Here is a 21,014-nt window from a genome sequence, read left to right as displayed (position 1 = left end):
TCATATGCATTAAATAACCTTCAGCAGCTCCTGCAATTCGTTAACAACATACTTCGGCTGATATGCACTCGTCATCTGAATATCGTCGCGATTGTAGAAGCAGAAGTCGATCCCTGCATTTTTCGCCCCATGATAGTCATCTGACAACGAGTCGCCAATGAACAATACTTCGTGATTGAATAATTCGAGCTCATTCAGCGAAAGCTCAAAAATTTCCTTTCTTGGCTTCCTTACGCCAACTTCATCTGACACAATGACTGACTCGAACATGTCACGGACGTTCCCTACGGTTAGCCTTTTTCGCTGTGCATCACCAATACCATTCGAGATAATCCCCAGCTTATATTGGGACTTCAAGGAGTGCAGCACTTCTTCCGCCCCGCCTTCAAAATAACAGGTATTGCAAAAATGATTCCAATACGTATACGATAACATCTCATGCTGAGATGGATTCATGTTCAAGGTGTCTCGGAAAGAACTAATCAGGACATCTTCGATCGATTGATGCGTGCCGGTTTTATTGACGAAGTCCATCCAATGCCTAAAGTTATGCTTGGTATAGGTCGCCCAAAACGCCCCCCATTCCATCTCTCCATCGGCTAATAATTGGTGATCGCGAACGGTTCTTTTCATCGAATCCAGCTCGCTTAATGAATAATTTAAGAGGGTATTATCCAAATCAAATATAATGGCTTTGTACATGATTTCTTCCTCCACTCTTGTTACTTGTTGAACCTCTTCTAGCTTTCTATGTAGCTCTCCCAGTCATAATCTTCGATTTTAACAAAGGATTGCGAATCCTGTTTCCGCTCATATCTCCTTCATAACCGCTAAAAATACCGTCCACCTGGTAACCTTTTCATCTCTCGGGTTATCTCTAAACCCCATGCCATATGCGTTCCTCCAATACCTCAGCACTTGTGGATTCGTTCATTTTCTACTATGATCCATCTTTTTCTCTATGTTATTGTAGCTAATAAAGACCAAGCGCTGCAAACACTTGGCCCGTACATTTGGCTGGAATGGTATGTTCCGATTACCTTCATTCCTATCTGGATGCAGGATCTTTATACGGATAGATCTTAAAAAGCCTAATATAAAGAACGATACTCATGAGTGCACAGACAAGGATGAAGGTAAACACGCCCATTGGAGGCACCCATGCCGATAAAAAAACGGTCAAGGGTGCTGCGAATCTTCCAATCGTGTATTGCAATCTAGCTGCCCCCATATATTGCCCTCTAGCGTTCACAGGGGCATACTGGCTTACAAAGTTATTGGTCACCGGAGAGCGTATGATTTCTCCAAATGTAAACACAATTGTGATGAGGAACAATAACCAAATGTTCGTTGTCAATCCAATGGCGAACATCCCCACCCCAGCTAGAGCTGATGACAGAATGAACACGTCGCGATCTCTTAAGCGATTTAACCACTTTGTAGCGGGTAAGACAAATAGAACGAACAGCAGCCCATTTAACCCCAGAATCCATCCCAATACTTCAGTACTCGTAAGCCGGAGCGACCAATCATGCCAATGGAATAGGGATTGCGATGGGACTTCTTGGGTGATATATACCGCTAGATACAGATCCAATTGCATGATTGTGATAACGGAGAAGACGCCTGCCAGAATATAAAGGACAAATATTTTATCCCGAAAGATGATGCCATAGCCTTTCCATTGTTCTTGGATCGAAGTTAAAATTGCATTGGATGGAACCTTCTGGGTGGTATCCGGCTTACTCTCGCGAATTCTTAGAAAGATTGCAATAGCGTAGAGCAGCATAACCATTGTACAGGTCCATAGCAGCTCACTTCGATAATGAAAGAAAAAATATGCCCCTAATGCGGGTCCTAATACAGCACCAATATTATTAGCTGTCGTAAACGTAGCGAACACCTGCCGTCGGTCCTTATCGGGAATAAGATCCGCTACCATCGCGTCGCTGGCAGGTCCATAGAGGGCACCACCTAATCCAACGCCAATAAATGCGAAATAATTAACCCAATGCGAACTGGAACTGGACAGCGCAAACAATGCGAACATAACTGCTTTAAGGGAAGCACCTGCCAACATCGTGGGACGACGTCCCAATCGATCAGCTAGACTCCCTCCAACCATGCTACCAAGTATACCAATGAGCGGCGGAATCGTCATCAACATCCCTGCCGTCTGATTACCTAACGCTTCGCTAAAGTAGACCGTAATGAAAGGAAAGTACATCCAATACAACAAATTGAACAGAGCCTCGCCGATTAGGCGAATTTTCAAATTAACATCCCATACATGCAACTTCAATCAATCGCCTCTTCTCCACATTTTCCCCGGCCAGGTATTCCTATAATAAGGCACCAAAAAAATTAAATATAGACTTATAATTTTTCCCAAGTTATACTAATAATATGGAAATCGAGGTAACCTATTTTTAATTAAACTGCTCCACAAAACGAACGTTTGTTCGAAACCATAAAAAGACGCTCTTATGTGAGAGCGTCTTTGTTCGTATTGTATAGATTGTTTCATGAAATCTACCCTGCTTATTTAGCTAATCTGCTTACGTGACGCCACCAACTGCCGCAGCTTCTCATCGCTCCAATCATACATCGCTAACAAAGCCACATAGGGATCTCCGTCAAGGTTCAACCATTTCGCAAAAGCAGGCTCTGTCTTCAAGCCATTTTGCTTGAGTTCCCGGATCTCCCGCTTAGGCTTGCAGCGTAGTGCATATTCTGAGCTCGGTTAAAACCCGATAGACTTCCCGCTGTCTTGAATTCCCCTGAGCCAAATACGCTAGAGTCGTAAAGTTAAAAGAAAGATGATCCGTCATACAATTCCCCCAAGTCCATAGAAAACGCCCTCTTTACGAGGACGCGACAGGACTTTCTATCAGATTTTTCTCCATTTCAATCGCTACAATGCGCTGTCCCTCATGATTCAAGACGATTTTAGAACCACAGGGTCTAAAGCCTAGCTTGCTATACAGAAGTAATGCTTTTGTATTCGTATTGTGGCAGTAGAGCTTCATTCTCGTACAACCATGTTCATCCCTAGCTCTCTTCATCATGACTTCAACTAAAAAGGATGCGACAGCTTTTCCCCGATAGGCAGGTGAGACGAGCACATTTCCAAGCCAACAGCAGCCTTCTTCCAGATCAAAATCATATAAGTTCGAATAAGCGATCGTCTTATCCTCAGAATCTACGACAACCGTTGGGCTTCGGCGTTGTTCTACGACTTTCATCACTTGATCAGGGGTCCAAGGATAACGAAACTTAGGACTTGCGTAGAACGATTCAACCGCATTTTGTGGAAAGGTACATATGCGCACAACATCTTTGTCCAGAAGATCTCTATGCGTGACCATTTCTTAGTTCACCGCCCCTCGGCATCCAAATCTCTCTAATAAATATTATCAACCACCTCAGTCGCGAAACAGTTCATCCAGCATCCGCTCTCTGTTATTCATGAACTGCTTCATAATGATAAAATGCTCCGTCTCTTCCAGCGTTGTCCGCTCAATCCCATTCGGCGTCAAATTGTAGATCACGCTATCTGGATACGCCATGAGAATCGGGGAGTGCGTTGCAATGATAAATTGAGAGTTGGCTTGCACCAGCTCATGCATGCGGGACAACATCGACATCTGTCGAAGCGGCGACAACGCTGCCTCTGGCTCATCTAAGATATATAATCCGTACCCGCCAAAACGATGAATAAACGTCGCGAAGAACGATTCACCGTGCGATTGCTCGTGCAGTGATTTTCCGCCATATGAATCCTTTATGGGAGGAGCTGAAGCTTTTTGTTCATCCAACTCGTCGATGTTCGTCGCCAGATTATAATAACTCTCTGCTCGGAAAAAGAAACCGTCACGCGGCCTACGCATCCCACGTACGGGGCGGATATATTCATACAAATTCGAATGGGTTGCACGGGTAGAGAACGTGAAGTTCAGCGTCCCCCCTTCGGGATTAAAGCCGAGCGCAACCGCAATCGCCTCCATTAAGGTGGATTTGCCCATGCCGTTCTCACCGACAATATACGTGACCTTCGGATGAAAAGGGAGCCCCTCCAGTCCCTTCAGCACAGGCAGGTTGAATGGATAATGATCCATGGATGGCACACCTTGTCGATGAAATACAATATCTCTGAGATAAGCGTCTCGCGCAGAACTACGCATCGGCTCCCCCTCCCTCTTGTTCCCTCTATCATATCACACATGGAAAATAAAAAAGACCAAGCGCTGCTGCACTTGGTCTTTGGCATACCTATTAAATCAATCCGAACTCGCGCCCAACACGCTCCAACACATCGGCTGCAAACTTCAGGTCTTCTTCGGTATGCTGCGCCGTTACGATCAGTCGCACGCGGCCTTTGTCCATCGCCACCGTTGGATAGACGATACCCTGCGCACATACGCCCTCCTCCAGCAATCGCTTCGAGAAGGCAAGCGCCCGCGCGGATTCCCCGACGATGATCGGGATAATCGGGGTCTCGCTATCTCCCGTATCAAATCCAAGCTGCTGCAGCTTCGTACGGAATCCATTCGCATTTAGCCACAAGCGCTCGGTTAGCTCAGGCTCGCCTTGCAGCACCTCGATCGCCGCAATACAGCTGGCTGCGACAGACGGCGGCAGTGCCGTACTGAACAGGAAGGCACGCGCACTATTGATCATATAATCCTTCGCGACTTGCGCCGTCGCAACGTAACCTCCTACAGCGCCAATCGCCTTCGACAAAGTTCCGATTTGGAAATGTACGCGCCCGTTCAGACCGAAGTGATCGGTCGAGCCTTTGCCATGCTTCCCTAATACACCGCTCGCATGTGCATCATCCACATAGACAAGCGCACCATAACGCTCCGCTAGTTCTACAATCGCAGGCAATGGCGCAATATCCCCATCCATACTGAATACGCCGTCGGTCACAACAACCTTTTGACGGAAGGATCCGCATTCTTTCAATACCGCTTCCAGCTGGTTCATATCTTTATGGGCAAAGATACGGCGACTTGCCTTCGTCAAACGAATACCATCAATAATGCTCGCATGATTGAGTTCATCGCTAATGACGACATCATCTGCACCAAGAATCGTTCCTAATACCCCTTGGTTCGTCGTAAATCCGGATTGGAAGACCAGCGCTGCTTCCGTTCCTTTGAAAGCCGCGAGCTTCTGCTCCAATTCATCATGAATCGCGAGCGTGCCCGTGATCGTGCGAACCGAGCCTGCGCCTACCCCATACTTCTCCGTCGCCGCAATAGCAGCTTGCATTAATTTCGGATGATGTGTAAGTCCCAAATAATTGTTGGAAGACATCTGCAGCACGCGCTTGCCGCCCTGTAATGTCATCCATGCGTCCGATCCATCCTCCCACACCGTCAATGGACGATAGCGCCCCGCTTCGTTCAAGCTCTGCAACTGCTGTGCAATCACTTCAAATCCGTTCATCTGAAGTACCTCCTCATTTATATTCAAATATGCAGCGTCTTACAATTCAGGATCATGCTTGAATACAATTTTCCCGCATTTGCCAGACATCATCAATTCAAATGCCTCTTCATATTGGTCGAGTGTAAAGTAATGTGTGATAAGCGGCTTCAAATCAATGCGTCCGCACTCCAGCAAGCCTTTGACCTGATACCATGTATCATACATCCGACGGCCTGTGATGCCATGCACCTGCAGCCCCTTAAATATAATATCCTCTGCCAAATCAATGGACACTTCTCTCGTAGGAATTCCTAACAGAGACACACGTGCCGCAGGTGAAGCCGCTTTCAGAGCATCCCGAATCGCCTGCGGATGACCTGACATCTCCAGAATCACCTCGACTCCTTCGCCGTGCGTCGCTTCCATAATCGCCTCAATTGATGATGCTTCACTGCTATTAACAATCACATCCGCACCCATCGTCTTGGCCATATCCAAGCGGTACGGATTAATATCTACAGCAATAATCGTACCACTGCCGCACGCTTTGGCAACCGCAACCGCCATGAGCCCAATCGGCCCTACGCCGATAATCGCCACACTCTTCCCTACGATATCTCCACTAAGGACCGTCTGTACGGCATTACCCAATGGATCTTGCAGACATGCAATCTCATAGGGCAGCTTCGGATCATTATGAATAATGTTGCTTGCACGTACGATCGCGTATTCCGCGAAGCAGCCTGGAATCGTAATCCCGAAACTCTTCGTATGCTTACATACATGCGCATTTCCGGTACGACATGCCTTACAGAGACCGCATACCACATGCCCCTCACCCGATACGTAATCTCCGATTTTTACATTCGTGACTTCTTCCCCGACCGCCTCCACGATCCCAGCGAATTCATGCCCGAATACGTTCGGCGTTACAACCGTTTTCGATGCCCATTCATCCCATTTGTAAATGTGGACGTCTGTCCCACAGATGGACGATGTCTTAACACGAACAAGTACATCATGGGGGCCACAGGTAGGAATAGGTACTTCTTTATACACGGTACCGGGCTTTCGCTCATCTTTTACTAACCCCATCATATTTCCGCTCAACATTTGATTGCCCCTCTCCATCTTTTCTCATAAAATAGAGTAAATACGGCTTCACCGATTCATCCTATATTCATCAACTTCAATCTTCCTATGTATAATATATTACACATTTGTGCGTTATTTTGCACTATTATTTTGCATGTATTTGGATGATTTTTTTAAAGTTCGTGTGAAGAAGCTGAGAGGAGACAACCATGCAGGAACAAATTCACCAGAAAATCGGTAAGAACTTGCAAGATATACGCAAATCACGAAAGCTTAGCCTGGATGCCGTCGCTGAATTAAGCGGGGTCAGCAAGGGAATGCTCGGGCAGATTGAACGCGGGGAGACCAACCCAACGATTTCGATTCTATGGAAAATTGTCAACGGCCTTCGCATCTCCTTCGCCACCTTGATGGAGGACTCCACGCCCCAGGTCACCCTGGTGAAAATGGAGGATACGACACCACTCGTGGAAGAAGACGGCGCATACCGTGCCTATCCGATCTTCCCTTTTGAGCAAGACCGTGGATTTGAAGTCTACAATGTCGTCATTGAACCTGGCAACTCGCATACGTCCGAAGCTCACTATGAGGGCGTTGAGGAGTTCATTATGGTGATGGAAGGCGAACTGCGCGTTGAAGTTGGGGGCGAGACGTATACCTTGAAGCCAAGCCTGGCCATTCGATTCGCTGCGGACCAGCCGCATACGTATTATAACGATACCGATAAGGCGATTCGTTATACGACGCTGATTCACTATCCATCGTCGAATAGAAGATAGCGTGAGATATACATACAAGAAAGGAGCAACCTTTATAACAAGGTCGCTCCTTTTTCTATCGCATACAGTCTGAATACGAATCCTCACGCTCTCCCCGCTCCATTAAACTTTCACGAACTGATCAATATATCGACCGAGCCTCATGCTGATCTCCGCACAAGGGAGCAATACTATTAAGTCTTGTCCTATCTCCCAACACCTGATTTCTTATATATTGTTTAGGACAAAAAGCCAGAACTTCATTTGATGGTATATTGACCAATTGAAGACTGGCTTTCATTTTGGGTATAAAGCGTCTTATCGAGCTCAAATGGTACCTTTTATTCATAACTAATATACACATCATGAAATTTCTGGTCATCAATATTTTTTCTTACCTTGATTTGCAAGATGCCGTCTTTGAATTTAGCTCTGCTTTCTCGAAACTTTACGATTTCTGGGAGTTTAATGACATGATGCTGATTTTCCGGAAGTCCCTCAATCATGATCTGGTTAGGACTTACGGATAACTGTAAATCCCTAATATTAACATTTGGGGGAATGGCGACTTTGATAAATACAAAATTATGGGTTTGAAATATATCGTGTTTTAACAAGTTGTTTTTTTTAGCTGTTGTCGGGATATTTTTCAATATACCTTGTACATAATTTTCAACCCAATTTTGCGAAGGAACTCCATTTTCCATTTCCATGGAAGGTAATTTTCCACCAAAAAACTCATCAAAATTTTTCCAATCAAACGTATCTCTCGGTGTTTTTCTCACCCTTGTCACCTCTCTAACCGATATTTTCTATATTGTATGTAAGTTGAGTCTTTAGGTGTTCATCCATTGTTGCAGTAACAAATAGGCATTTGCCGCATATGTTGTATAATCCGGAATAAACCGTGGAATGAAGGTGGTATCGTATGAATCTTGTAGTCCACCAGAGTATTACAATTCAAAACTTAACTGTGAGTTCGATATCAAATTCTTCCATATTGCAGATTGGCAGTACGGGTGTTATGAATCCACTATCAAATTCGTACAACACAAGTGGTTCTCCTCCAGCCGCGGAGAGTCAATCTGAAGAACCTTTAGTCCCTTTGCCACCTCCAGGTTATTAGTAAATATTTTTTAGGAGGAACAGCCATGAATCAAGCTTCAAATAATTGGAGCGATTATTTTCGTCAACTTCATACTTATATCAACTGGCAAACGGATCAGATAAACAAATTGGAAACAAACCTCGAACAATTAAAAAAAGAATTGACAGAGACCAGAAATCAAAAGCAAATTTCAATAGATAAAATCGAGTATCGATTTGATATGCTAAAAGTAGAAAATTTAAGCGGGACACTAGTAATCGGGGTAACTCCGGATGGAGTAAAATCAATGGATGAAATGGAAAAAAACGGTTTGAATTGGGTGCAAAGTTCTAAGGATAAACAATCCGACCTTTATGATTCCACATCGAAAACGATGGACCAGTATCTAAAAAATCAAGTTCCGGATACAATTGATTCCTTTACGAAAACACACCAAGTACATGTGGATCAAGAGTATCGACAACTCATGGTAAGTGATTTAAAAAAACAAGTACATGACAGAATTCATCATTATATCAACCAAATGGATAAAGAAACAGCTAAGGATGCGTCAATTGCTAGACAATATATATTGGATCATGTGAAAAGAGACATTCAAATGGCGATTGAACAGCATATTACAACGATTCAAACTGATCCGAAGGGAGCTCAGCATCATGCAAATGACAGTCATTAATAAAGAAATTAATGTAATTTCAATCCGTGTGACGAGTGTGTCCACGTCTTCTGTATTGATGGTCGGCGATACTGAAGTGATTAAATGTTCATCTATTACGGATACTCCCCCAGAGTCGTTAGTCCCCACTCCAGCGGCTCCGTTACCATCAAGATGATAAAATGACCAGAATTTCATTCGTTCCGTGGCTACTGGTTGAAAGCATTTCGGCGAGTGCCATTCTAATTGTAGGAGATGCACAAAGGCTGACACCTGATTCAAAAGCTCTCGTCTTTCAAAAAGAGATATCTAATTATCTTGGAACAGAAGGGGATTTTAACGAGTATCCAATTTTCTCAAAAGAAATTCCAGAACCGACAGCACTGACCCCTGTACAGATGAATATTGTTAACGAATCGAAATTCATAAAAGTAAGGGGGATAGAAATAAAAGGAGTGGATACTTCTTCCATTATTCAAATTGGTTCAAACTGCTTAATTGAAAGTGAATCGAGGTTCAAACAGATACGACAGGTACTGAGGAAATAACTTTAGATATTCATCTTGCCTATAAGAAATGTGTCACTTAGGCGAATGACGGCATAAGATGCATTATCTTGCTTGCCAATAGAGGTGGTATTACGTATGCCTTCCATAGTTGGAAATATAAAAATCATAAGCGTAGGATCATCTGGAATTGTGCATATTGGCGATGCAATACAATTATCACCAGAAAGTACCAGCAAATCCTATGCCGGCTCAGGGTCGTTTAATACAGGCGATTTCATGACGAACAACAATGCTGTCAGCGCTACAAATACGTGGGATTCTGATGTGAACGATTCGAATCAATCGACATTTGGTAATAAGGGAATCGTATAATTCACATATGCCCCATTATAAAAGAAAATAGAATCCAATAAGTCTAGACAGATTGAAGAAGATGATCTCTGTATTGAACAGGGTTCATCTTTTTTAAATTCCTACCTGTATTACGCGCATGGACGATGATCGTCACTATTGGAATTTTTTACATGTTGGAATTTGGTAGAAAACGGATTAGACTATGGTGATGATTACAGAATAAAAGGAGAATTCAAATGCGTAACAAATTCACGACCGTATTCATTCTAGTCATTCTTATTCTATCCGTTGTAGCCTGCTCTACACCGGCCAAAGAAGCCGATCCGATGGACAAGCAGATTGCCTATAACGATGCTAGTGTTGCGGTAGATAAAGTCAAAATATTATTCCACAAAAAAACCGCAGCAGACGGCACGCCGATCTTAGATCCGGCAACAGGCGGACGAGATAAAGCGAAAGAACTGCTGCTTGGATACTTCGATGCACCGCTCGTCGATAAAATCATGGCCCATTATGTTACAGACCAGACGGTAGACGACAACGTGGTCTTGAACAAAGGAGAGGACGGCGCTGCGGTTCCATTCTTCAATCCTTCCATAATCGATACGACATTCGATGCCGTGAAAGTGGAAGGCAGTAAAGAAGAATTTAAAATTACAACACCGGAGAACAAGATCTATACCCTGAAATGGCAAGAGGACAAAGGAAGATATATTGTAACTAATTATGAGTAATCTCCCGTGTCATTCAAAAAAAGTCTAGGCAGATTGAAGAAGATGATCTCTGTATTGCGTATTGAACAGGGGTCATCTTTTTTTTAATTCCATTGATACCTGTAACAGTTGTAGTAGGTCATGTAAATAACTCATTCATTTTTTATTATTACATTTTACTTAAGTTTATTATAAGACTGTCCGTGTATCGAGCTAATCTCTTGCTTATTTCCGCCTTCATGTATTCTTTTGTTATAATCAAACGATCCTCATAATCACGATAGGCATAATGCAACTCCAATATATCTTCATGCTTTTCTTCATTAAAGACACGAATTTCTTTTTCCATCATTTCTTGTTTCACCTTGGACAAATCTTTGTAAATATTAGCCGCAAGGATTTGTGCTGCTTTGGCATATAGCGACTTTAGCGTCTCAGAAGAGAGTTTTACTTCGGAGATCTTTTTGGTTACCAGCGTATACATAATGGGGAGCAGAATATAATCGCGTATTAATTCAATATCTTCCTTCTTTGGATGGCTTGAACGAAGACTCAGAATTTCATGATGTCTATTTAGCAAGGCCTCCCGATGCTGTGGCAGCATCATGCGACTGGACTCCCATAGACCGTTATTTTCCAGCTTCTTACTCATTTATAATGCCCCCCAATTTTCATTGACCGCTCCGACGCTTGACCCGCCTTCGTGGCAGACGATGCCCGCATGATTGCAGCACTGCCATATCGCTCCTTAATACGATCCGTCGCTCGATCGAGCGCCCGCATCCGTTCTTGATCCTCGAACAACGTCAACTGATATGCATCGTCATCCGTTAGTGCACTCAGCATAACACCGGCACGCCGCACGGGCATCTGATCCCAATACTTATAGAAGAGTGTCTTCACCGTCTCGAACACTTTGTTCGTATTGTTCGTCGGATCGGCCATCTTCATCTGACGCGAGAAGCCCGTTGGCGTCTCATAAGGGCTGCACATACAGCTGACCGTCACGACCGATCCCATATAACCCTTCTGCCGACAGTCGCGGCAGACCTCTTCCGTCAGCTCGAGCAGAATCGTATCGACTTCCGAAGCATCCGCATAGTCCCGCGGCAAGGTCATCATATGACCGACCGATTTGGGCGCTGCATGGAAGGTGCCTGGCGACACGGGGCTGTTATCCAGACCGTTCGCCGTTCGCCACATCACCTCGGCATGAATATCCGACTGCTTGCCGAACCGTGCGCGGAACTTATCCTTAAGCTCTGGCAACGGCGTTCGTGCAATATCCCCGATCGTCATCATGCCGAGCTTCGTGAAGTGTGCGGTCATTCGGGAGCCAACGCCATACATCTTATGGACCGGCTCCTGCCATAGTGTACGCTCAAGATCGGATGGCGACAGAATGAAGATCCCATTCTTATTTTTCTTCGCCCATATGTCGGTTGCAATCTTCGCCAGTATCTTATTCGAGCTGATCCCTACGCGTATGCGTATTCCTGTCTCATGCATTACTTGGTCTTGAATGGCCCTCGCGATGGTGATGGGATCCCCCAGAAGGGACTGACTTGCCGTAATATCTAAGAACTGTTCGTCAATGCTGAACACTTCCACAAGATCCGTAAATTTTTCGTATATCTCCGTTATCTTCAAGGATATATCGATATAATGCTGCATACGAGGGCGCATAATAACAAGATCCGGACATTTCCTGAGCGCCTCCCCGAGCCGTTCCGCTGTCGTGACACCGAAGCTCTTCGCAATAGGGCAGGCCGCCAGAATGATACCCGACCTTCGCGCAGGGTCTCCTGCCACAGCTACCGGTTTGTTCTTATATTCTGGATGATCTGCTTTCTCTACGCTCGCATAAAAACTCTGACAGTCCGCTAAAAAGATGACCCTTTCGCTTGGTTGACTCAATTTAACACCCTCCAAGTCATATTCCTAACTCATTTACATATAACGAACAAACATTCGTATTTATTATATACCAAACACATGTTCGATATGCAAGTGAATTTTATGGAAATCGGTGCCTAGATTTAACCTGACTTGCACAGGATGATAAAACTGGCCGAGGATATCCAACTGAAACCCCCTTCCCACTAAAATCATCCTGTTCTGTATGTTCATAACATTGACGTTATCCATGCACATCCTTTATACTTTAACGCATAAAAGCTAAAAAGTATTTAAGGAGCCCAACATCGTGAATAAACAACTCAGTTTCTCCAAGAGCATGCTGCTCATAGTCTTTATTCTCTCCCTGCTATTCATCTCCATTTTCCTCTTAAAAGCAGAGCCGCATCTCCCGCTTCTCGCGACGACCGTCGGAACCGCCGCCCTCTTGTGGATGTTCGGTATCCCTTGGACAAGCATCGAATCGGCGATCATCCGCGGCATTCAGACTGCGATCATGCCCATTCTGATCCTATCCCTCATCGGGATTCTTATCGCCGTCTGGATGATGAGCGGTACCGTGCCGACCATTCTCTACTACGGCATGGATTATATTCAGCCGAATTATTTTGCCGTGAGCGCGCTTTATGTGACCATCATGATCTCTTTGTTCACAGGCAGTTCGTTCACAACCGTCAGTACGGTTGGGGTAGCCTTCATGGGGATCGCCACGACGACAGGCGTCTCACCGACATTAGCTGCAGGGGCCATCATTTGCGGGGCTTGCTTTGGCGATAAAATGTCACCGCTGTCCGATACGACGAATTTCGCGCCCGCTGTAGCAGGTACGACGCTATTCACACATATTCGCAATATGCTCTATACCACCGTTCCAGCACTTGTCCTGACGACGATCTTCTTTTTATTCGGGGCGCGAACAGGCACGGTTGCTCTAAGCTCGATGGAACAGATTAAGCTTGCGCTGCATGAGGGCTTCAACATCCATTGGCTAACATTATTATCGCCATTAGCTGTTCTGATCTGCTCCGTTAGACGTGTACCCATCTTGCCTACGCTAATCGTAGGGATCGTCACAGGCCTCTTGATCACCGCGTTCGTGCAGCATCAGAGTGCAATCGACATGTGGTTCCAAGTCATGCAGAGCGGCTACAAGAGCAGCATTACGAACGAGACCGTCGCTTCGATAGTCAATCGCGGCGGCTTGCAATCGATGATGTGGTCCGTCTCTCTGATCTTGATCGCCTTATCTCTAGGCGGATTGCTGCAGCATTGCGGCGTCATTGAAGCCTTCTTCCGCACCGTAATCGCGCCGCTGAAGCGGAAGAGCAGCATCGTGCTTATGACAGGCGCATCCTCCATTGCGGTGAACGGCATGACGGGGGAGCAATATCTATCGATCCTTCTACCTGGTCAAATGTTCAAGGACGAATATGCGCGGCGCCAAATTCCGGCGAGAACGCTCTCCCGGACGCTTGAGGACTGTGGAACTCTCGTGAATCCTTTAATTCCTTGGGGAGTCAGCGGCGCCTTCTTCGCATCGACGCTGGGCGTTCCGGTCGTCGAATACTTGCCTTATGCGATATTCCTATGGGCCAGTCCTTTATTCACCTTCGCCTATGCCATCATCAAGCCGTTACAGAAGAACTCGCTCGGAAGCAACGAATAACCACCCAAGATGAATCACATCTCATCGGTCAACGCAAAAAGGGAGCGCCGCAGCGCTCCCTTTTCTTCTAATTTGATTTCATTCTACAAACTTGTAAAAAAAGGATCCCCGCTCTTACCTTATCGGATTGAGCTGACATCCTTTTTACCCCTACACCTGGCTTTACTGCTATTTTCATCTCTATTTTTACGTAATATCCCCCCCTTGACGATGTTCTTGCAATTTCTTGAACCAAGGCTGATGAATAACGCCTTCAACTTTACGTATCCCAACCCAAGCTCCAGCCCCCTGTACTGCCCCCGTTTCCTCACATGCTCGACTTCCCAATAGGTCCGTATTTCGATGTTTCAAGCCACAGTCCAAGTACGATGACAGTCTTACTCTCATAACGAATCCACCTCCCTATGCTGATGACAACAAAAAAAGAACACAAACCGGGAGTTATCTCCTCAGCTTGCGTTCTTCGCAAACGTAATATTTTCCAATTACCCCTATTGTATCAGAACAAGTATCGACCGTCTACCAAATTATGTCGATTCCTGTCACGTTACAACGCTACGATCAACCGCCCGCGTTGCTTCCCTTGCAGGATTATCTTCAGTTCATGTGACAAATGCGCAAGTGTCGTCACACGCCCAATCTCCTCGAGCAGCAAATCCGGCTTCAGATCCGAACCTAACCGCTTCCAAATCGCAATTCGCTCGTCCATCGGACAATAGACGGAATCGATCCCAATGAGATGTACGCCGCGCAAAATAAATGGATACACATTGCCCGGGAATCCCGCACCACCGATCATTCCACTCACCGCAATAGCCCCACCGTACTTGGTGGTACTAAGTGCATGTGCAAGCGTATTCCCACCCACAGGATCAATAACAGCTGCCCAACGTGCTTTGCTGAGCGGTCTAATCTGCTCAGGTGATACATCTTCCCGTGAGAGAATCTCCTTCGCCCCTAATTTACGTAGGAAATCATGCTCCTCCGTCTTGCCCGAACTTGCCACCACGTGATAGCCGATCTTGGATAGCATAGCCACCGCCAGACTCCCTACGCCGCCAGATGCACCCGTGACTAATACTTCTCCCTGGTCCGGCCTCAGACCGTGTTGTTCCAACTTATGTATAGATAATGCCGCAGTAAACCCAGCTGTACCAAGCGCCATCGATTCTTTGAGCGTTATGCCTTCCGGGAGATGAACGATCCAATCCCCTGGTACTCGAATATATTCGCTATACCCGCCAAAATGAGACACGCCTAACCCATAACCTGTGACTAGCACGAAATCTCCTTCTTCAAACCGCTCGTCCTTCGACTCAATAACCGTCCCTGCAACATCAATGCCCGGGATGAACGGATATTGGTTCACAATACCGCCATTCAGCAGTGTCGCCAGGCCGTCTTTATAATTCACACTGGAATATGCAGCACGTATGGTTACATCCCCAGCAGGCAGATCTTCCATCGTTAACGTCTTGACTTGCGTAATGACTTCCTCATCTTGTTTATCTACCACGAAAGCTTGAAATCTTGTCACGTCAAATCCCTCCCGTATGTACGTAGTTCATGTACCCTGCGCTTCCTATTGTAGCATATGTTGCCCAAATCACATAAAAATGACTTCCTACTTATATGGAGCAAAAAGCCCGCCTTCTAAAATCGAAGAACGGGCATTTCCCTGAGAACCAGGCATCACAACCTTAACGAAACATCCCCCACAGCTTAATGAGATGAAACGTATTATTCGGATCAATCTTCTGCGCCAAGACGAACGCAACAATCTGATCTTCCTGCGTTCCCGAAATCTTCTCATTCAGAATGACCCCAGCCGATTTGACGAGACGGCGCACCTTCGTTCGATCCTGCAGATCGTGTTTGTTCACGCCATCCAGCATTTTTTTCAATTTGTCTTTCACTTGCGGATTCTTCGTCTTGGTCTTGACCCGCTCCACGAAATCCGGACTAATCCCATATTTGACATAACTCACCCGTAGACACCTCCTGAGAAACGACTTATGCAATATTCCCAGTATATGCGCAGGCAGCTTGTCAATTGAACTAATCTAACAGATCCCCTTGGAAAATTTGTTCACGCTGCAGGAACTTGCGAAGCCCAACATATTGCGCAGATGTCCAGAACGCCGCATCATTGACGAGTCTCCCTGCGTCATCACGCGCTTGTTCCAGAACAGCAAAATCCGCTACCATATCCGCAAGACGGAACTCCGGAAGACCACTCTGTTTCGTACCGAAGAAATCCCCCGGACCACGCAGCTCCAAATCCCGCCGAGATACCTCGAAGCCATCATCCGTCTCCGTCATGACCTGCATCCGCTGCTGACCCACTTCGGACTTAGGATCTGCGATCAGAATACAATAGGATTGGTGTTCTCCCCGACCAACGCGACCACGAAGCTGATGAAGCTGCGATAACCCAAATCGATCCGCATCCATTATGATCATCAATGTGGAATTCGGCACATCCACCCCAACCTCGATAACCGTCGTCGAGATAAGTACCTGCACTTCATTTCGACTGAATTGCTGCATGACTTCTTCTTTCTCCTGCGCACTCATCCGACCATGAAGAAGACCTACACGATAATGAGGCAGCGCTTGCTGAATCTGTACATGCAGATCAATCGCATTCTGGACATCAATCTTCTCCGACTCTTCGATTAACGGACAAATCATATAGGCCTGGCGACCTTGATCCACCTCTTTGCGAATGAAGCCAAGTACGCGCTCCAGCATGCTGTGCTTCACCCAGAACGTCTGAATCGGCTTCCTCCCTTTGGGGCGTTCCGAAATCGTGGAGACATCCATATCACCAAAGGCAGAAATGGCGAGTGTCCGTGGAATAGGAGTCGCTGTCATCGTCAGCACATCCGGGTTCATCCCTTTGCGCCGCAGAATACTCCGCTGATTCACTCCGAACCGATGCTGCTCATCCGTCACGACAAGACCAAGCTGTCTGAAGAATACATCCTCTTGGATCAACGCATGCGTACCAACCACAATATCGATCATACCCATCTGCAGCGATGCGAGCAGATCCTTACGTTTGCGCCCCGTTACACTGCCTGTGAGCAGACCGACTTGAATACCGTGAGGCTCGAAGAGCTTCTGCAGTGATCGCAAATGCTGCTCGGCGAGAATCTCTGTCGGTACCATCAGCGCGCCTTGATACCCAGCCCGTACCGTAGCGAACAATGCAATTGCAGCAACAACCGTCTTCCCGGAACCTACATCCCCTTGCAGCAGTCGATTCATACAGCTAGGAGAGCGTAAATCACTTAATATTTCGGTGACGACCTGCTTCTGTGCATCGGTTAGCTCGAAAGGCAAGCTGCGCACAAACTCTCGTACCGTGCGATTCTCCACTTGATGCGCAATGCCGTCCATACGTTCACGCGTCAACGTCCGGAACGCTTGCAGCTTCAGCTGGAACATGAACAATTCCTCATAGACCATCCGATTGCGGGCCTGCTGCCCTTCTTCCGTATTCTGCGGATGATGGATAAGTGCAATCGCTTGTTTGCGAGGCATAAAATGATACTGCTCCACCAAAGCGTACGGAAGGACCTCTTCAATCATCGCACCGAACTGTGTTAAGGCTTGTACCATCGTCTTGCGCATCCAGGTCTGCGTAATCTTGCCGTGGACGGTATAGACCGGCTGCAGCGTGCCTTTTCGCCCGCTCCCTCGGTCTGGGAACTCCGAGTCCGCGACCGTAATTTGCATCCGCTTCTGCTCCCATTTTCCCGTTAACACGATTTCTCGTCCGGCAATGATCTGCTCTTGAAGGAAGTGACGGTTGAACCACGTGGCTGTCACGAGAAAATCGCCAATCATCACCTTACAAGTCATCCGGGACTTATTCCGTCCGAATCGCGATACGACGGGAGGGCTCGCGATCTTCCCTTCTACCGTGACCTTCTCGCCATCCTTCACCTCGGTTAAATCTCTTAGCCGATAGTCCTCATAGCGATAGGGATAATATTCGAGCAGATCCGCTACCGATAAAATGCCAAAGGCGTGAAGCTCTAGTTCCTTCGGAGCACTCACGCCACTTACTTTACGTAATGAAATTTGTCTTAAGTCCATCTGTTCCATGGCTAACCCTCATTCACCGGGGTCACGAAGAGTGCGATTACACCTGGACCCGTATGGGTTCCGATGACCGAGCCTATCGTTGTATATTCCACAGAAGCTACATCGAATTGCTCACGCATAAGACCAATTAATTCTTCTAACGCACCGCGCTCTGTCGCATACCCCGCAGCAATATGTATTTGTCTGCCCTCAAAATCCTTCTTGAACATGTCGACAACGCGTGCCATCGCTTTCTTCTGACCACGCACCTTATCGACAGCATGCACTTCGCCTTCCTCATCAATCGATAGGATCGGCTTAATGTTCAGTAACGTTCCGAGTACAGCCGAGGCTTTCCCGATACGGCCGCCCTTCTGCAAGAAATCGAGTGTATCGAGAAGAAAGTACAATTTACGTTCCTGCTGAAATCTCGCGATCATCGCTAGAATTTCATCCTTCGACTTCCCTTGCTCTGCAAGCCGTGCGGCCAGCACGACCATCTGCCCGAACCCGTAGGAAGCCGATCTGGAATTCACTATGGATACGCGCCCCTCATTGGAGGTATCCTCTTCTTCAACCATCGATTTCGCGAGAACAGCCGACTGATACGTACCGCTTAAAGCCGCAGATAAATGAATCGATATAATTTCGGTATCTGGCTCCGCTAACAATTGTTTGTAGACCTCAGTGAAATCAAGCGGAGAAGGCTGCGACGTCGTCGGGAGCTTCTCCGATTTCGTAAGCTTATCATAGAATTGTGCCGGCTCGATCGTTACCGCATCCATGTACATCTCATCACCAAAATGCACTTTCAGTGGAACCATTCGGATATCATACTGCTCTCTTATCTCACGAGGGATATCCCCGGTGCTATCTGTTACAATACGCACTTGACCCATATCCAATTCCTCCTTATTCAAGGCTTAGGTATACGCAATGCGAGTTATTATCGAAGATTTACTCTACGGAGAACAGATAATGATAGATTGGCTGTCCGCCTGGATGAATCTCCACTTCCGCATCTGGGAATTGCTCTGCCATCCATGACGTTAACTGCCCCGTTGTCTCTTCTTCTGCATCGTCTCCGACCAAGATCGTGACGATCTCGTCGCCGCTGCCGATCATTTGGCGAAGCAAGTCCTGACAAGTCTCCACAATGGAATCGGTTGTCGCGACAATTTTGGAATTATGAATCCCGATATAGTGACCCGCTTTGATCTCAAGGCCATCTAGGCTCGTATCACGGATCGAATACGTCACTTGACCTGACTGCACATGCGAAATGGCCTGCCCCATCGCTTCAATATTCACTTCGACGGATTCGTCTTCTTGGAAAGCAAATGCTGCTGCAAGACCTTGCGGAATTGTCTTCGAAGGCAATACCGTCACTTCACGGTCCGTTACGAGTTCCTTGGCTTGCTGTGCCGCAAGAATAATGTTCGAGTTGTTCGGAAGAATCAAGATATGCTGCGCAGAGATTGACTCAATCGCCTTGACGAAATCTTCTGTACTCGGGTTCATCGTCTGCCCACCTGAGAGAACGACATCTACGCCAAGACTTGTGAAGATATCCGAAATCCCTTGTCCCATCGAGACAGAAATCATCCCATAAGCAGCAAGCTCATCTGCTGGAGGTTCAACAACCGTCTCTACAGTTCCCGCTTCTTCTCTATCAATAGCAGGATACAGTTCCGGCATCGGCGTAACATCACCGCCATCGGCTAGTAGATCACGGTGCTGCTCACGCATATTCAGAATATTAATCTTGATCAATTCACCATATTGCAGCGATTCACTCAGGACATCGCCTGGCGCTTTGGAATGTACGTGAACCTTCACAATCTCTTGATCCGCGATCACGATGATCGAGTCCCCATTCTTCGCAAGCGCTTTCCTGAATCGGTGCTCGTCGAATTTCTTTTGCGGTTTTCCTAAATTTAACTGAATGAAAAACTCCATATCGTACAAAAATTCAATATCTTCCGTTGATAATTGCGATTGTGCAGACACCGTATGCTTCACTGAATCTACAGTGGAAGCTGTAGTTGCAGGATGCGCTGGCACGTCCGTATGAGAAGCTTCGCCAGCCTCAATAGCTTGCAAGAACCCTTCGTAGATGTAGACGAGTCCTTGTCCCCCCGAATCCACGACACCGACTTGCTTCAGCACCGGCAGTTGGTTTGGCGTGTTCGCCAAAGCCTCATTCGCCTTCAGGAGCACTTCCCGCATCAGTTCCGAGATATCTGTCGTACGGCGAGCAATTTGCACTGCGTGCTTGGCAGCCTCTTTCGCAACGGTCAAGATGGTCCCTTCTACGGGTTTGACGACTGCTTTGTAAGCAGTATCCACACCACTCTGCAGTGCAGCAGCAAATTGATTTGAATTGACGGAATCTAGCCCTACGACGGATTTGCTAAATCCACGGAATAATTGGGAGAGAATAACTCCCGAATTCCCACGTGCGCCCATCAGTAGTCCTTTGGACAGCACCTCAGCGCTCTTCCCAAGCGACGGAGAGCTCTTCTCCCGTAGTGCATTCACGCCCGCCGCCATCGTTAAATTCATATTCGTTCCTGTATCTCCGTCTGGGACAGGAAACACATTTAATGAATTCACATGATCGGAATACTGATGCAATTGATTTGCACCCCGTAAGACCATGCTTGTAAAATCTGCCCCATCCAATGAAAACTTCCTCAAGGTGTATT

Annotated in this window: 24 protein-coding genes; 8 read left to right on the top strand and 16 right to left on the bottom strand. The window is 46.5% G+C overall.

Annotated elements, in window-relative coordinates:
• Positions 1-9 precede the first annotated feature (9 nt).
• The 7 genes from AC3WU2_RS02505 to tdh all read right to left on the bottom strand — a co-directional run bounded on the left by AC3WU2_RS02505 (position 10) and on the right by tdh (position 6,549).
• On the bottom strand, positions 10-702 hold the full coding sequence (locus tag AC3WU2_RS02505) for an HAD family hydrolase (RefSeq protein WP_492450961.1): 693 nt from the start codon (positions 700-702) through the stop codon (positions 10-12).
• A gap of 346 nt (positions 703-1,048) precedes the next feature.
• Positions 1,049-2,302, bottom strand: a complete 1,254-nt coding sequence (locus AC3WU2_RS02500; RefSeq protein ID WP_492450959.1) for an MDR family MFS transporter — start codon at positions 2,300-2,302, stop codon at positions 1,049-1,051.
• Between the two features lie 243 nt (positions 2,303-2,545).
• A complete protein-coding gene (locus AC3WU2_RS02495; RefSeq protein ID WP_492450957.1) occupies positions 2,546-2,677 on the bottom strand; it encodes a DUF4269 domain-containing protein in 132 nt (43 codons plus the stop codon).
• Positions 2,678-2,864: 187 nt separating this feature from the next.
• A complete protein-coding gene (locus AC3WU2_RS02490) occupies positions 2,865-3,368 on the bottom strand; it encodes a GNAT family N-acetyltransferase (RefSeq protein ID WP_492450955.1) in 504 nt (167 codons plus the stop codon).
• Positions 3,369-3,425: 57 nt separating this feature from the next.
• Positions 3,426-4,184: an AAA family ATPase gene (locus AC3WU2_RS02485; RefSeq protein ID WP_492450953.1), complete on the bottom strand. Its 759-nt coding sequence runs from the start codon at positions 4,182-4,184 to the stop codon at positions 3,426-3,428.
• Between the two features lie 91 nt (positions 4,185-4,275).
• Positions 4,276-5,454 carry a glycine C-acetyltransferase gene (locus tag AC3WU2_RS02480; RefSeq protein ID WP_492450951.1) on the bottom strand — a complete coding sequence of 393 codons (1,179 nt, stop codon included), beginning with the start codon at positions 5,452-5,454 and terminating at the stop codon, positions 4,276-4,278.
• 39 nt (positions 5,455-5,493) lie between these two features.
• Positions 5,494-6,549 carry an L-threonine 3-dehydrogenase gene (gene tdh, locus AC3WU2_RS02475; RefSeq protein ID WP_492450948.1) on the bottom strand — a complete coding sequence of 352 codons (1,056 nt, stop codon included), beginning with the start codon at positions 6,547-6,549 and terminating at the stop codon, positions 5,494-5,496.
• A 191-nt stretch (positions 6,550-6,740) separates the two neighbouring features.
• Here tdh and AC3WU2_RS02470 point away from each other — a divergent pair, with 191 nt between their 5' ends.
• Positions 6,741-7,310, top strand: a complete 570-nt coding sequence (locus tag AC3WU2_RS02470) for a helix-turn-helix domain-containing protein (RefSeq protein ID WP_018756514.1) — start codon at positions 6,741-6,743, stop codon at positions 7,308-7,310.
• A 320-nt stretch (positions 7,311-7,630) separates the two neighbouring features.
• Here the strand turns inward: AC3WU2_RS02470 and AC3WU2_RS02465 are convergent, their stop codons facing one another.
• Positions 7,631-8,074: an Hsp20/alpha crystallin family protein gene (locus AC3WU2_RS02465; RefSeq protein ID WP_492450945.1), complete on the bottom strand. Its 444-nt coding sequence runs from the start codon at positions 8,072-8,074 to the stop codon at positions 7,631-7,633.
• Positions 8,075-8,217: 143 nt separating this feature from the next.
• Between AC3WU2_RS02465 and AC3WU2_RS02460 the strand changes: the two genes are divergently transcribed.
• The 6 genes from AC3WU2_RS02460 (at position 8,218) to AC3WU2_RS02435 (ending at position 10,649) form a co-directional block, all read left to right on the top strand.
• The gene (locus tag AC3WU2_RS02460) at positions 8,218-8,415 is read left to right on the top strand and encodes a spore germination protein GerPB (protein WP_492450943.1); all 198 of its coding nucleotides are present in this window, start codon (positions 8,218-8,220) and stop codon (positions 8,413-8,415) included.
• Positions 8,416-8,440: 25 nt separating this feature from the next.
• Positions 8,441-9,073: a spore germination protein GerPC gene (gerPC, locus tag AC3WU2_RS02455; RefSeq protein ID WP_492450941.1), complete on the top strand. Its 633-nt coding sequence runs from the start codon at positions 8,441-8,443 to the stop codon at positions 9,071-9,073.
• Positions 9,054-9,230: a spore germination protein GerPD gene (locus AC3WU2_RS02450; RefSeq protein ID WP_083927166.1), complete on the top strand. Its 177-nt coding sequence runs from the start codon at positions 9,054-9,056 to the stop codon at positions 9,228-9,230. The genes gerPC and AC3WU2_RS02450 overlap by 20 nt, the downstream gene beginning before the upstream one ends.
• Positions 9,231-9,234: 4 nt before the next feature.
• Positions 9,235-9,600, top strand: a complete 366-nt coding sequence (locus tag AC3WU2_RS02445) for a spore germination protein GerPE (RefSeq protein WP_492450940.1) — start codon at positions 9,235-9,237, stop codon at positions 9,598-9,600.
• Positions 9,601-9,696: 96 nt separating this feature from the next.
• Positions 9,697-9,933, top strand: a complete 237-nt coding sequence (locus AC3WU2_RS02440) for a spore germination protein (protein WP_018756518.1) — start codon at positions 9,697-9,699, stop codon at positions 9,931-9,933.
• Between the two features lie 218 nt (positions 9,934-10,151).
• Positions 10,152-10,649 (top strand): hypothetical protein, encoded by a 498-nt coding sequence (locus AC3WU2_RS02435; protein WP_018756520.1) that lies wholly within the window; start codon positions 10,152-10,154, stop codon positions 10,647-10,649.
• Between the two features lie 148 nt (positions 10,650-10,797).
• Here the strand turns inward: AC3WU2_RS02435 and AC3WU2_RS02430 are convergent, their stop codons facing one another.
• A complete protein-coding gene (locus AC3WU2_RS02430) occupies positions 10,798-11,280 on the bottom strand; it encodes a YhjD family protein (RefSeq protein WP_492450937.1) in 483 nt (160 codons plus the stop codon).
• A complete protein-coding gene (locus AC3WU2_RS02425; protein ID WP_492450935.1) occupies positions 11,277-12,545 on the bottom strand; it encodes a DNA polymerase IV in 1,269 nt (422 codons plus the stop codon). The genes AC3WU2_RS02430 and AC3WU2_RS02425 overlap by 4 nt, the downstream gene beginning before the upstream one ends.
• 289 nt (positions 12,546-12,834) lie before the next feature.
• On the opposite strand from AC3WU2_RS02425, the gene nhaC reads away from it, so the two are divergent.
• On the top strand, positions 12,835-14,211 hold the full coding sequence (nhaC, locus tag AC3WU2_RS02420; protein ID WP_492450933.1) for a Na+/H+ antiporter NhaC: 1,377 nt from the start codon (positions 12,835-12,837) through the stop codon (positions 14,209-14,211).
• Between the two features lie 186 nt (positions 14,212-14,397).
• On the opposite strand, the gene AC3WU2_RS02415 is transcribed toward nhaC, so the two are convergent.
• From AC3WU2_RS02415 to AC3WU2_RS02390, 6 genes are all read right to left on the bottom strand, one after another.
• Positions 14,398-14,598, bottom strand: coding sequence for a hypothetical protein (locus AC3WU2_RS02415; protein ID WP_492450931.1), 201 nt, complete (start codon positions 14,596-14,598; stop codon positions 14,398-14,400).
• Between the two features lie 160 nt (positions 14,599-14,758).
• Complete coding sequence (locus AC3WU2_RS02410) at positions 14,759-15,748, bottom strand: acrylyl-CoA reductase family protein (RefSeq protein ID WP_492450929.1); 990 nt, start codon at positions 15,746-15,748, stop codon at positions 14,759-14,761.
• Positions 15,749-15,911: 163 nt separating this feature from the next.
• The gene (locus AC3WU2_RS02405; RefSeq protein WP_314584138.1) at positions 15,912-16,199 is read right to left on the bottom strand and encodes a stage VI sporulation protein F; all 288 of its coding nucleotides are present in this window, start codon (positions 16,197-16,199) and stop codon (positions 15,912-15,914) included.
• A 70-nt stretch (positions 16,200-16,269) separates the two neighbouring features.
• Positions 16,270-18,327 carry an ATP-dependent DNA helicase RecG gene (gene recG / locus AC3WU2_RS02400; protein WP_018756528.1) on the bottom strand — a complete coding sequence of 686 codons (2,058 nt, stop codon included), beginning with the start codon at positions 18,325-18,327 and terminating at the stop codon, positions 16,270-16,272.
• Between the two features lie 2 nt (positions 18,328-18,329).
• Positions 18,330-19,205: a DegV family protein gene (locus AC3WU2_RS02395; RefSeq protein ID WP_492450926.1), complete on the bottom strand. Its 876-nt coding sequence runs from the start codon at positions 19,203-19,205 to the stop codon at positions 18,330-18,332.
• Between the two features lie 58 nt (positions 19,206-19,263).
• Positions 19,264-21,006 carry a DAK2 domain-containing protein gene (locus AC3WU2_RS02390; protein WP_492450924.1) on the bottom strand — a complete coding sequence of 581 codons (1,743 nt, stop codon included), beginning with the start codon at positions 21,004-21,006 and terminating at the stop codon, positions 19,264-19,266.
• Positions 21,007-21,014 lie beyond the last annotated feature (8 nt).

The organism is Paenibacillus sp. EB106-05-06-XG162 (genome assembly GCF_058791655.1).
This window is presented reverse-complemented; position numbering and strand designations above follow the sequence as displayed.